This window comes from Mucilaginibacter xinganensis (assembly GCF_002257585.1).
In the GTDB taxonomy this organism is placed as follows: domain Bacteria; phylum Bacteroidota; class Bacteroidia; order Sphingobacteriales; family Sphingobacteriaceae; genus Mucilaginibacter; species Mucilaginibacter xinganensis.
This window is the reverse complement of record NZ_CP022743.1, coordinates 1-12825: the sequence shown is the minus strand read 5'-3', so window position 1 is coordinate 12825 and position 12825 is coordinate 1. Positions and strand designations below refer to the sequence as shown.

11 protein-coding genes are annotated in these 12825 nt (G+C 40.4%); 6 read left to right on the top strand and 5 right to left on the bottom strand.

The annotated features are described in order from the left end of the window. Nucleotides 1–20: 20 nt before the first annotated feature. Nucleotides 21–1067, bottom strand: coding sequence for an A/G-specific adenine glycosylase (mutY, locus tag MuYL_RS00055; protein ID WP_094568580.1), 1047 nt, complete (start codon nucleotides 1065–1067; stop codon nucleotides 21–23). Nucleotides 1068–1246: 179 nt separating this feature from the next. On the opposite strand from mutY, the gene MuYL_RS00050 reads away from it, so the two are divergent. The 4 genes from MuYL_RS00050 (at nucleotide 1247) to radA (ending at nucleotide 5830) form a co-directional block, all read left to right on the top strand. Beyond that, nucleotides 1247–1540 (top strand): HU family DNA-binding protein, encoded by a 294-nt coding sequence (locus tag MuYL_RS00050; protein WP_094568579.1) that lies wholly within the window; start codon nucleotides 1247–1249, stop codon nucleotides 1538–1540. An 11-nt stretch (nucleotides 1541–1551) separates the two neighbouring features. After that, a complete protein-coding gene (locus tag MuYL_RS00045) occupies nucleotides 1552–2427 on the top strand; it encodes a tetratricopeptide repeat protein (RefSeq protein ID WP_094568578.1) in 876 nt (291 codons plus the stop codon). Between the two features lie 220 nt (nucleotides 2428–2647). Then, entirely contained in the window at nucleotides 2648–4198 is a 1551-nt protein-coding gene (locus MuYL_RS00040) for an Rne/Rng family ribonuclease (RefSeq protein WP_094568577.1), read from the top strand. A gap of 150 nt (nucleotides 4199–4348) precedes the next feature. Continuing rightward, a complete protein-coding gene (gene radA / locus MuYL_RS00035) occupies nucleotides 4349–5830 on the top strand; it encodes a DNA repair protein RadA (RefSeq protein WP_094568576.1) in 1482 nt (493 codons plus the stop codon). Between the two features lie 155 nt (nucleotides 5831–5985). On the opposite strand, the gene MuYL_RS00030 is transcribed toward radA, so the two are convergent. Together MuYL_RS00030 and MuYL_RS00025 are read right to left on the bottom strand one after the other, a co-directional pair. After that, a complete protein-coding gene (locus MuYL_RS00030) occupies nucleotides 5986–7659 on the bottom strand; it encodes an alpha/beta hydrolase (RefSeq protein ID WP_157740509.1) in 1674 nt (557 codons plus the stop codon). A 14-nt stretch (nucleotides 7660–7673) separates the two neighbouring features. Next, entirely contained in the window at nucleotides 7674–8729 is a 1056-nt protein-coding gene (locus tag MuYL_RS00025) for a DUF4932 domain-containing protein (RefSeq protein ID WP_157740507.1), read from the bottom strand. Between the two features lie 203 nt (nucleotides 8730–8932). On the opposite strand from MuYL_RS00025, the gene MuYL_RS00020 reads away from it, so the two are divergent. Both MuYL_RS00020 and MuYL_RS00015 read left to right on the top strand, forming a co-directional pair. Next, nucleotides 8933–9991 (top strand): sensor histidine kinase, encoded by a 1059-nt coding sequence (locus MuYL_RS00020; RefSeq protein WP_094568573.1) that lies wholly within the window; start codon nucleotides 8933–8935, stop codon nucleotides 9989–9991. Beyond that, on the top strand, nucleotides 9988–10707 hold the full coding sequence (locus MuYL_RS00015) for a LytR/AlgR family response regulator transcription factor (RefSeq protein ID WP_094568572.1): 720 nt from the start codon (nucleotides 9988–9990) through the stop codon (nucleotides 10705–10707). The genes MuYL_RS00020 and MuYL_RS00015 overlap by 4 nt, the downstream gene beginning before the upstream one ends. A gap of 9 nt (nucleotides 10708–10716) precedes the next feature. Here MuYL_RS00015 and MuYL_RS00010 read toward each other — a convergent pair whose 3' ends face one another. Both MuYL_RS00010 and dnaA read right to left on the bottom strand, forming a co-directional pair. After that, on the bottom strand, nucleotides 10717–11175 hold the full coding sequence (locus MuYL_RS00010) for a nuclear transport factor 2 family protein (protein ID WP_094568571.1): 459 nt from the start codon (nucleotides 11173–11175) through the stop codon (nucleotides 10717–10719). Between the two features lie 222 nt (nucleotides 11176–11397). Next, complete coding sequence (dnaA, locus tag MuYL_RS00005) at nucleotides 11398–12825, bottom strand: chromosomal replication initiator protein DnaA (RefSeq protein ID WP_094568570.1); 1428 nt, start codon at nucleotides 12823–12825, stop codon at nucleotides 11398–11400.

The window sequence follows — 12825 nt, the reverse complement described above, 5'->3', positions numbered from 1 at the left end:
GTAAAGCAACAAAAAATATATTACAAATTAAAAATATTTTTTAAAAATATAAATATGATTTTGGGTACAGCTAATTTCTTAAGTTCTTCCACCGGGGTGTAAAACCATTGTTCCTGTAATTTTGACGGCATATTTTGTATTTTTATAAGCCTCACATAAAGCCGCTGATGGGTAAGCACATGTTTTTTTATGGGCGAAATTTCTGTTACTTCGACATTATTACCAAAAAAATCAGTGACCATAGGGAGGCGCAATAATTCACCCGGGTCCATTAATGATGTGGTCTCAACTAAGGGCAAATCATACATGTTTGCCCAAATATCTGATTGGTTTCTCTTATTTACCAGTACTTTATCGCTATCAGTAATTAAAAAGTAATTCAGATACCGTTCGCGCACTTTAACCTTGTTAAGCTTTACCGGGAGACTATTAGTTGCATTATGGGTAAAGGCATAACAGTCGGTGCGTACCGGGCAAATTCCGCAAGCGGGGTTCTTCGGCTTGCAAATTATCGCGCCCAGCTCCATCATAGCCTGATTGTGGATTGCCGGGTTTTTCTTATTAAGCAAATCGTTTGCGGTTTGCTGGAATATCTTTTTGCCTGTTGTGCTGTTGATGGGTTCGGCAATGCCGAGGTAACGGGCTATAACGCGGTAAACATTTCCGTCAACCACGGCCTTCGCCTCGTTAGACGAAAAGGAGGCGATGGCAGCAGCAGTGTATTCACCAATACCTTTAAGCTTTATAAGCTGATCATAGTTTTGCGGGAATTTACTATCATAAACTTCCTTTACCATAATAGCGGTTTTGAGCATATTGCGCCCCCGGGAATAATAGCCCAGCCCCTGCCATAGTTTTAAAATTTCATCTTCGCTGGCAGCGGCGAAGCTGCCAACATCAGGGTAATTCTCCAGGAAGCGATTAAAGTATGGTAGCCCCTGTTCCACACGTGTTTGCTGTAAAATAATTTCCGAAAGCCAAATTGTATAAGCATCGGTGGTGTTGCGCCAGGGCAGATCGCGTTTATTTTGCTGATACCAGTGTACCAGTTCGTTATTGAAATTCATCGGTTGCAAAAGTAATGACGATCAGAGGTCATTTTATAGCATTTTTTTTGCCTTTGAACTGAAATACAGCCTGTAATAAAAAAAAACAGCGAATTATTTCAATCTTTAGTAATAAAAAGATACTTTTGCAACCCCAAATCAGTTAAGTAATAGTATAATAAATAAAAGAAAAAGCAGATATGACTAAGGCAGAAATTATAACTGAAATCTCGTCCAAGACAGGTATTGAGAAAGTTGACGTTCAGGAAACTGTTGAGGCGTTTTTTAAAGTAGTAAAATCCTCAATGGTGGATGGCGAAAACGTTTATGTAAGAGGTTTTGGAAGTTTTGTTGTGAAGAAAAGAGCGAAGAAAACAGCACGTAATATTTCTAAAAATACTGCCATTATTATTCCGGAACATTTTGTTCCAAGCTTTAAGCCAGCAAAAACTTTTGTTGATAAAGTTAGAACTGGTAACAAGATCACCAAATAATTTATTGAGCAATGCATAAAAAACAAATAGTCGTAATTATAATAGTTTTTATCATTATGGGCGTTTTGTTTTTTATGCCTGTTAAAGGGCTAATTAAGCACAAGGAGGATGACGGCCACGCCAATGCGCCGGCTGTCAAAAACCAGGCGGTTAGTAAGGTAGATGTAACCGTAGTATCAGCGGCAGCGAAAGTTTTAATTGGTGCTGCATTATCTTCCCAAGTAAATGATCTTGAAAGTCAGTTACAGAAAGCAACTGCTGAAGGAGATAAGGTTAATTTACAAAAAAAGCTGGCTAAGTTGTGGGACGATGTAAATCAACCGGCACCGGCAGCATTTTATTACCAGGCTGTGGCCCAGCAGGAGAACAAGTTTGAAGAGTGGAAAAATGCAGGCAGCCGATTTAATGATGCCTACAAATTAACACAGGATACCGCTTCGCAGCCCGCTTTTGTAACCAATGCAATTGCAAGTTATAAAAATGCTGTAAAGCTTGATCCGTCCAATCTTGATGCTAAAGCCGGCTTAGGTGTTGCTTATGTAAACCAAACCAGCTTAGGCATTACTGATCCTGACGGAGGTTCGCCAATGCAGGGGATCATGTTGTTGCTTGATGTTGTAAAACAGGACCCGAATAACAGGAACGCGAATTTAAGCCTTGGTTTATTCGCAATGAAATCGGGCCAGTATGAAAAGGCTGTTGCGCGGTTTAAAACCATAATTGCACAAAAAGCCGAAGTTGAACCTTATTTTTACCTTGCAGAAAGCTATAAGCAGTTAGGGCAAAAGAAGGAAGCTATTGAAGCTTATCAGAAATGTAAAGAGATGATGCCCGATCCGGCATTTAACCAGCGCATTGATGAATACATTAAAGAATTAAAGAATTAATCACAAATAAAAATAATTATTATGCCGAGCGGTAAAAAACGTAAAAGACACAAAATGGCTACTCATAAACGTAAAAAACGTTTAAGAAAAAACAGACATAAGAAAAAATAAGCATTTTAACCCCTGCTTATAATTCCTGTTTATGTTTAACGGGCAAATTTGTTTTTTACCCACTTATTAACGTGCGGTTTTATAACCGCTTTAAGAAATGGAGTAGCAATTGATAAAAGAATTAATTATCGATTCATCCCCCAGCGGGACTACTATTGCATTATTACAGGACAAACAGCTTGTAGAACTTCATAAAGAGCAAACCAGCAATAATTATACTGTTGGTGATATTTACCTTGGCCGTATCAAAAAGATAATGCCAGGGTTAAATGCTGCTTTTGTTGATGTAGGATATGAGAAAGATGCCTTTTTGCATTACCTTGATCTTGGCCCGCAGGTACAAAGCCTGCTTAAGCTGACCAAGCAAGTACGTAGCGGGGGATATCAGTCAAAGCTTTTAGATAACTTTAAGCTGGAGAGTGATATTAATAAAGGGGGTAAAATCTCTGAGTTATTATCTAAAAATCAGCTTATACCTGTACAGATAGCCAAGGAGCCTATTTCAACAAAAGGCCCCCGTTTAAGTTCAGATATATCTATAGCCGGGCGATATGTAGTATTGGTGCCGTTTTCGGAAGTTATCTCTATCTCAAAAAAGATAAAGAGTAACACCGAGCGTAACCGGCTGCGTAAAATAGTTGAAAGCATTAAGCCAAAGCACTTTGGTGTAATTATACGTACGGTTTCTGAAGGGAAAGGCGTTGCGGAAATGCAAAAGGACCTGCTTGATCTGGTATCAAAGTGGGAAGCTTTCATTACGCGTCTGCCGTCTATCGAGCCTGCTAAAAAAGCACTGGGTGAAATTGACCGTACTTCAACGTTATTGCGCGATATTCTAAATCCCGATTTTCAGCACATTTATGTGAACGATAACAGCATGTTCGAAGAGGTTCGCTCCTACGTTCATGAAATATCGCCAGACCTGGAGAGTATAGTAAAGTTCCACAAAAATAGTGTTCCTATATTTGAACATTATGGCATTGACAAGCAAATTAAAGGTGCTTTTGGAAAGACTGTAAACCTTGCCGGTGGAGCTTATTTGGTTATTGAACATACGGAAGCGCTGCATGTTATTGACGTAAACAGCGGAAACCGCACTGCCAGCAAAGAGAACCAGGAAGAAAATGCTTTCCAGGTCAACAAAGAAGCGGCCAAAGAAATTGCCCGCCAGCTAAGGCTGCGCGATATGGGCGGCATTGTGGTTATCGATTTTATTGATATGCACAAGCCAAATAACCGTAAAGATCTGTTTGATTATTTACGTGGTGAAATGGCGCACGACAGGGCCAAGCATACTATTTTACCGCCAAGTAAATTTGGACTGGTACAAATAACCCGCCAGCGGGTACGCCCTGAAATGAACATTGTTACCAGCGAAGTTTGCCCTACTTGTAATGGTACCGGTACCATAAGGCCAACAATTTTGTTGCTTGATGATATTGAAACCAACTTTAATTACATATTGGTAGAGCAAAACGAAAAGAACATTACACTTACTGTTCACCCATATATTGAAGCCTACATTAAACAAGGCTTTATAAACCGCCAGATGAAATGGTTTTTAAAGTATAGCCAGTGGATAAAGGTTAAAAGCAACCCTGCTTACCAGATCACTGAGTTCCATTTCTTCTCAGGCAAAGACGAGGAAATAAAGCTTTAACTATCGGGCTTCCGAATTAAAAAGTATTTAGATAAGGAGATGTTTTAATAAAGCATCTCCTTATCTAGTTTTGCAATAGATTGCTAATTATTTTAGTATAATTGTTTATATTTGAGCTAATCCGCAAATCTATATTTTGCGCACCTGAAAATGGCTAAATCAAAAATTGCATACTTCTGTCAAAGCTGTGGGTACGAATCTGCCAAATGGCTGGGAAAATGTCCGTCATGCGCGCAATGGAACACCTTTGTTGAGGAAATACTGGAAAAGCCTAATACATCTGTCCCAAATTGGAAAACTTCGTCCACAACGCTGCAAAAGGCAAATAAGCCTGTACAAGTGGCAGATATTACTTTTACCGAAGAGGACCGGCTGTTAACACCCGATGCAGAATTTAACCGCGTTTTGGGCGGCGGTATTGTAGCGGGATCATTGGTGCTGATTGGTGGCGAACCCGGCATAGGTAAATCAACCTTGATGCTGCAGCTGGCCCTGAATATGCCAAACCTTAAAGTGCTTTATGTATCTGGCGAGGAAAGCGAGCGGCAGATAAAGATGCGGGCGGAGCGACTGGTGGAAGTTGGAGGTCAGAGATCAGAGGTTAGAGATCGGCATTTAGGAGAAAGATTAAACAAATCCGAAATCGAACAGCCGAGATCCGAAATCAATAAAGGATGCTACATATTGACCGAAACATCAACCCAAAACATATTTAAACAAATAGAAGCGTTGGAGCCTGATCTGGTGGTTATTGACTCTATCCAGACCTTGCATTCAGCTCATATCGAATCCACACCAGGCAGTGTTTCGCAGGTGCGCGAATGCACGGCTGAATTGCTGCGCTTTGCAAAAGAAAGCTCCACACCGGTATTTTTGATCGGCCATATAACTAAGGACGGCATGATAGCTGGTCCGAAGATATTGGAGCACATGGTTGATACTGTGTTGCAATTTGAAGGGGACAGGCACCATGTTTACCGCATTTTACGTACGGTAAAAAATAGGTTCGGTTCATCATCTGAACTGGGGATCTATGAAATGCTTGGCGAGGGACTCAGGGAGGTATCAAATCCCTCCGAGATCCTGCTTTCACAACGTGATGAACCATTAAGCGGTATTACTATTAGTGCCACTTTAGAGGGCATGCGCCCCATGCTGATTGAAACCCAGGCGCTGGTGAGTATCTCCGCCTATGGCACGCCGCAACGTACCGCAACGGGCTTTGATACCAAACGCATGAGCATGTTGCTGGCTGTGCTTGAAAAACGCTGCGGCTTTAAGCTTGGTGCCAAGGATGTGTTTTTAAATATAACCGGTGGTATAAGAGTTGAAGACCCAGCTATTGACCTGGGGCTGGCGGTCGCCATTATTTCTTCACACGAGGACATTGCTATTTCTACAAAAACCTGTTTTGCCGGTGAAATTGGTTTATCAGGCGAGATTCGTGCTGTTAACCGCGTGGAACAACGCATTGCAGAAGCACAAAAATTAGGATTTGAACAGATCTTTATCTCTAAATATAATTTGCCCGCCGGTGGGCAGGACAGGAAGAAAATAGACCTTTCGCGTTATAAAATTGAGGTGAGGGTGGTAAGCAATATTGAAGAGGTATTTGGGCTGTTGTTTGGGTGATGCTTACTGATCGCGAACCTATCCAATTTTGTCATTGCGAACGAGGAACGAGTGAAGCGACCTCATCGCCATATACAGCGCCAATACAGTGGCGTAAATGCATAGTGATGTGGTTGCCGCGCTTTCGCTCGAAATGACATTTTTTTTAAAAAATTCTATTTTACCTTAAACGTCAGTTCATTTTCCCAAATAACATTCCTGTCCAATTGTTCTTTAAAATTGGCAAGTGTAAATTGCCTGTCAGGTTGCAGCATTTTTGAAAACACCTTCTTCCCATTTAAATACACATTTACCTTTTGTTTATAATCTATTATTTCCCGGTTTAGTTTAATGGAGAACGAAGCGACATCGCTGGTTTCAATGTAAATACTGTTGCCTTGCCTACTTGCTTTTATAGCACCTGATTTGTGCGGATAGTAAAAAGCCATTTCTTCGCGGTGAACGGTTTTATTGAAATCATTATTATCCAGCCATTCAGTTATCTTAAAATTAGGATCAGGTTGCCATGCTGCTTTATTTGAAAGGGTATCTAAAGTGGTTATGGTTAACCAGTCGGACGTTCCGTATTTAACGTTGTCTGTTTCAAAGTAAATCTCTTTTGGGTAGGGATCGCGAACACGAGTACTCATGTCTTCAAATATTTTAGCCATTGGTACCTGTGATTCCTTCATAGACGGGAACCAATGCGGATAACCTTTATTAAGCTCCGTATGCCACTTTACCCCGAGGGAGTTGGCAAGGCTATCAATAGTTTTAACGGCCTGCGGAGGATAGTAATAGTCCTTATCAGTAGCAAAATTATAAAACTGCCTTGTCATTCCATTTTGCAAGTAGGTGCCGCCAATAAACACTTTGGGCTGGGTATTCATTCCGTAAAAACCCGCATATAACGATGGTGATTTCACCAAATAAGTAAACACCCCGGTAGCGCCGTTTGAATGGCCCAGCAACTCAACCCGGTTATCATCTATATTTAAATATGCTTTAAGGTGCATTACAATTTTATTTACCATATCAAAACCGCTTTCAGTAGTCATCCAGTTAATAAGCTTTGTCCCCATTGGATAAATGGTAATATATTTCTCTGCATAAAGCGGAATATGCTCGCTTGTTGCACGGTAAACCATCGAAAACGTTGCTGCGCCGCCATAGCCAATACTGTGCCTGACTGCACCATGTAAAACAACCATCGCCGGGCAGGGCACAGCCGGATCGTAATCAGCAGGTAAATGCACATAAAACGGAACATCAGTGGTATCAATATGAATAAATAGTGCAATACCGTTATCCTTTAAATAAGCCTTTGGCGATTTATAAGTGAATGCCTTTTTTAAGTCCGGATAAATATCTCTGTCTAATTTTAGCGCATTAAGTTGCAACCGCACATCCATTGCTGCTTCAAAGTTTTTCCAGGTTGCTATTACATCTTCCTGCTCTTTCTTTTCCTGTGCAACAACTTTGGCCTCTCCTTTTTGTACCGATGTTATCATTTCCCTCCATCTGGGATCTTCTTTTATAAAGTCGAACTCTTTTTCTTTGAGTAACTTTTCGCTAAAAAAATAATAATTGTTTAATGCATTGTTTTTTACATACCGGCTTAAAGCTGTAAAAGTTTTTTCCTTATCTCCGGCCATACACCAGGCAATGGCAGCTCGATAGGCGATTATGTTTGACTCGGGATTTTGTTTATCCAGGTAAGCATCGTAATTAGTAGCCGCACCTTCATAGTCTTTAGTCTTAAAACAAGAATCGGCCCTCTCAATGTAATTCACTTGCTGTGCTTTAAGCAAACACGGAAATAACAGGAATAATAAAATTATCTTCTTCATAATGCAGGTTTAGATCAGGCTTTTTTGGGGCATTTATTTTTAATGTACTTTAAAATCTCCGGGAAAAAATCAGCGAAGTTTTTATACTTGTTTGAATTGAGGTAATTATTATAAATAAACGGTGCAAGATCCTCCACATAAATAAAATTGTTTGCTTTTTCGCGGGCCATCTGGCGTTTATAAGCTTCCTCCGTGCTGTATTTTTTATAAAGGGATGCGGTTATTGACCGCACCATATTTTCATCAAAACAATAAGGCCAATTGCTGATCTGGTTTCGTTTCATGCCTTCATCATCCTTGTTAAACAGGTAATCCAATTCGCTTATATCTTTTTCGTATTTCTTAAGCAGGCTATTTATATAAACATGGCTTCCCTCATGCCATACCAGGTTTTCAAAATTTTTGAATTCAAAAATAGGATCGGTGTTTACGGAAGCGTTGTCTTTAAAATATCCGGTATTATACACCAGCCAGGCAGAAAATTGTGGGTTAAGTGTTTTGGTCATTATGGCGTGTGATCCCCAGCTGTTTAGCGGGTCGATGCAAATGTACCAGTGGATCGCCGTATCGTATTTATAAAAATCCTGCAACTTTTTTATCAGCTTTCCCGAATCAACATTGGCCTTCAGCTCATCGCCCCATTTGTTATACCGTGCCTGGTGCTGCTGGAAAAATTGCCAGAAGTGGGTGTCGTTAAAAAAATCTTTGCAGAGCCTGATGTATTCAAGCACGTTTTCTTTACCGTACATTTTATACCAGTTAAGGTCAGCAGGCTCATAAATTTTAATATTGGGGAAGTCGCTCATGCACCAGCCCAGCTCAACCAGGTCGGGATAAACTTTATCAAATGATATTGCCTTTTTTACGGCGGGGTGCTCTTTGTATTTTCCAAAATAATCCATTACCTCTTTACTGTAAGCTGATGGATTGGGCTCTGCATACTTACCTGCCAGAATTTGTACAATAGTAAACAGCTCCACGCCGGGATGAACTGTAACATTAAGTTGATCCTGGCAAAATACCTGTGCGGGCAGTAACGCGATCAGCATGATCAGTATTGATTTTCTCATGTCCGTAAAATTTACTCGTACAAACATGATACGAATGCGCCTTTATTAAAACTACAATTGATGAACCGGTGAATTTTGTTGATGAATCGGGAGACCGGCTTCTTTTATCAAATGATAGAAGGCAAAAGTCGGTTCATCACTAAATATCCGGCTTTTATGTATTTATAGTGCGATAAGCAGTAAACCTGTTTTATATTTAAGCAATGAAACGGAAGTACATTATACTATTGCATATAACATTTTGGGTACTGCTACTGGGTAATAACCTGTGGAACTCAATTGGCAGGGGTATATTGAGTGGACATAAAAATCAGTTGGTTGGGCTGCAGCTGTTTTTTAAATACCTGGTAATGGAAACCGGTTATTTGCTAATCCCGGTATTTTGTTTTTTTAGCGCTTACCTGCTGGTGGCCCCGCAAATAATTGTTAAAAAAAACTATGTAAAGGCATTTTTGCTGTCAATTTTAACGCTGTTGTTTATCGTAGCCTATCGTTATGTAATTGAGTACCATTTATTTTTACCGTTTTTAGGCTTTGATAATTACAACGGGAACAACTATTCAGCAACCCGCTACGTTAGCAACATATTTTTCTATTATTTCCCCAGCTACTTTGTATATGGGTTGATGTATTTTTTTGTTGAAGACTGGTATAAAACCCGCCACCGGCAGCAGGAGCTTGAAAAAGAAAAGGCGGCTGCCGAATTAACTTTTTTGCGGTCGCAGCTAAACCCACATTTTTTGTTTAACAGCATTAATGATATTTATTCGCTTACCTACCAGCAATCAGAACAGGCGCCGGCAGCTTTATTAAAGTTGTCAGATATATTACGCTACATGCTGCGCGAAGGCAGGGAGGATACCATGCCTATTCAAAGCGAGATTAAATATCTTGAAAACGTAATTGAGCTGCAGCGCATAAGTACCAAGGGTGCGGCTCGTATTAATTTTAACATTGAAGGGTATATCGGCAATCAAAAAATAGCGCCGCTGCTTTTAATAGCCTTTGTTGAAAATGCTTTTAAACATGGCGTATTAACCGATCCGGAAAACCCTGTTGAAATTTGCCTTATAGCAACCAAAGAGGAAATTAATTTCAAGGTGCAAAACAAGAAAAATCGTGACCATAAAGATAAAACTTCCGGAATTGGTTTAAACAATGTACGGCGTCGGCTGGATTTGATATACCCTGACAAGCACAACTTGACCATTGATGACCAGACCGGATTTTATACCGTAAATTTAAAGCTGCAATTGACATGAAACTACGCTGCCTTGTAATTGACGATAAACCTTTAGCCATTGATGTACTTGCTGATTATACCTGCAAGGTGCCTTTTCTTGACCTGGTAGCCACTACAACTAACCCCATTGAAGGATTGAATATTGTACGTGAACAAAAGATAGATTTGGTTTTCCTCGATATTCAAATGCCCGAAATAACGGGGATGCAGTTTATTAAAATAGCAGGTAAGCAATGTAAAATAGTACTCACAACAGCATACACCGAATATGCACTGGATGGCTATGAGCATGATGTGGTTGACTACCTGTTAAAGCCCATTGCCTTTGACCGGTTTTACCGCGCGGCCGAAAAAGCGCTGCATTTAACAGCAAATCAACCAGCGGGTGGTTTGCCGGGTATATCCCCAACTCCCGGGGTTGCGCCAGAATACTTATTTGTTAAGACGGAGCACCGGATTCAAAAAGTAAATCTGGTTGATGTTTTATATGTAGAGGCGCTTCAAAATTACGTGTCGATTAATGCCGTGGCGGGAAGGGTAATGAGCCTCCAGCCATTAAAAAAGATTGAAGAACAACTACCTTCCGCGGAATTTGTAAGGGTACATAAATCTTACATCGTTTCCTTACGGCACATCGGCTCGGTTGAGCGCAGCCGGATCTTTATTGGGGATGCTGTTATTCCTGTAGGGGATAGTTACCGGGATGGATTTTACAGGTTGATTGATAATAGTTAAAAACGGCTTTTACTCAATACAATTATCCTTCCTCCTGGTATCAACAATGTAAATTATCTTCCAGCCGTCAGCAGTTTTCATCAGCGAAAAAACATCGACTCCGCAATGGCTGAATTTATCACCAAGGTAAAATTTATAGGGCGCCCAAACGCTGGCCAGGTCGCCGTCAATTTTGATGTCGCCGTAGGTAATGCGCTCATCATAAATGGCAGTATGCGGTGTTCCTATGGCTTTCGCAAAATCGTTGGCGCTATCTGTTGAAATTACTGCTTTGCCTTCCTTATTGGTCGAAACGCTTTGTAACACCATTTCTTTTGAAAAAACAGATTTTAATAAAGTACTATCACCTTTGCGCATGGCGTCAAACATGGTGTTGATGGATTGCTTAACGCCATCTGTTGCAGATTGCTGGGCGAAGGTGCTAATTGAAATTAACAGCAGTAGATTTAGTAATAATAACTTCCTCATGTTTAATTATTTAGGACGATTGATAATTTAAATATGAAATAAATATAATAATATATTTGAACTCCAGGTCGTGCTGCCTGTTTAGGCCGCCGCCTTCTAATTCTATAGCATACATGCGGAAAAGTCCCCTAGGGGTGTCGAAATAGATTCAGCAGGACATTTGAGACTATAAAAAAGCCCTGCATTTTCATGCAAGGCTCATATAAATCATTATAAGATCAGTTAGGACATTTTAAGCTTTTTCTGAATGTCGGCAACATAGCCTTTAAATTTCTTATCCGTGTCAATCAAATCCTCAACTGTCTGGCAGGCATAGATCACGGTTGAGTGGTCACGGCCACCAAAGAAATGTCCGATTGATTTTAATGAACTTTTGGTATGTGCTTTAGCAAGATACATAGAGATCTGGCGGGCCTGGACAATTTCGCGTTTGCGGGTTTGTGATTTAACCATTTCTATTGGCACTTCAAAATACTCGCAAACCAGGTTCTGGATGTATTCCATCGAGATCTCTTTTGAAGAGTTCTTCACAAAGTTTTTCAACATTTGTTTAGCCAGGTTCAAATCGATCTCCTTTCGGTTAAGGGTGGACTGCGCAAGTAATGATACCATTGCACCTTCCAGTTCACGTACATTGTTGTCAATATTATGGGCAACGTACTCAATTACGTCGTTTGATAATTCAATGCCGTCCTGGTAGGTTTTGTTTTTAAGGATAGCCATGCGGGTTTCCAGGTCAGGAATCTGCAGGTCGGCCGAAAGGCCCCATTTGAACCTTGATAACAAACGTTCTTCTAAACCGGCAAGATCTTTTGGTGCCTTATCCGAAGTAATGATAACCTGTTTGCCTGATTGATGCAGGTGGTTAAAGATGTGAAAAAAGAAATCCTGAGTTTTCTCTTTACCGGCAAAGTTGTGCACATCGTCCATTATCAATACATCAATGGCCTGGTAAAAATTCACAAAATCATTTATATTATTGTGTTTTAACGCATCAACAAATTGCTGGGTAAATTTCTCACAAGATACATACAGCACAAGTTTGTCAGGCAATGAGTTTTTAATCTCGTTGCCAATGGCCTGTGCCAGGTGGGTTTTACCCAGGCCAACACCACCATATATCATCAACGGGTTAAATGAAGTTCCTCCAGGTTTTGCGGCCACAGCATAACCTGCCGAACGGGCAAGCCTGTTGCAGTCACCTTCAACAAAGTTATTAAAGGTGTAATTGCGGTTTAACTGCGGATCGACATTCAGTTTTTTTAATCCCGGTATAACAAAAGGATTTTTTATATCCTTATTGATTGAAATAGGTATTGGCATAGACTGATTTTTAGATTCAGCGCCATTTCCGTTTGAGGGCAAATTAGTAGTATATGGCTTGCTGGATGATGATTGTTCTACCACTATGTTGTATTCCAAACGTCCGTCGTCGCCTAATTGTTTTTTAATTGTTTTACGAAGCAGGCCAACGTAGTGCTCTTCAAGCCATTCATAAAAAAACAAACTTGGTACCTGTATCGTTAGCACACTCCCTTCCATCCGCAAAGCTTTGATCGGCTCAAACCAAGTTTTAAAGCTTTGAGCCGGGATGTTGTCTTTTATGATTTGAAGGCAGCTATTCCAAACGGTAGTACAAGTTTTTTCCAT